Genomic DNA, 219 nt, shown 5'->3' with positions numbered 1-219 from the left:
TACGAGGGGCGGACGTTCCTCTGGACGTTCGTCCTCGGCTTCCTCGGGCGGCTGGGGTCTCGCAACTCGATGGACGCCCTGCGCGACGACGAGCGCTGGGCGGACGCGGTGCACAAGCTCGCCGGGCAGGGCTGGTGGCCCGAGGGGGAGAAGAGGACGACGCCGTGCTCGCTCAGCGTCTGCAACTACCTCTCGCGCGGCTGCACGGCCGTCCTTGAG

The 219-nt window shown here is 70.8% G+C and carries 1 protein-coding gene; it reads left to right on the top strand.

Annotated features, from left to right (window positions below):
* Positions 1–219 (top strand): hypothetical protein (locus B0D78_RS13110; protein WP_168170154.1); only part of this gene is annotated, 219 nt, incomplete at both ends.

It is taken from the genome of Pyramidobacter sp. C12-8 (assembly GCF_002007215.1).
Taxonomy (GTDB): domain Bacteria; phylum Synergistota; class Synergistia; order Synergistales; family Dethiosulfovibrionaceae; genus Pyramidobacter.
Note: the sequence above shows the minus strand (reverse complement) of the source record. Positions and strands in the feature narration are given on the sequence as shown.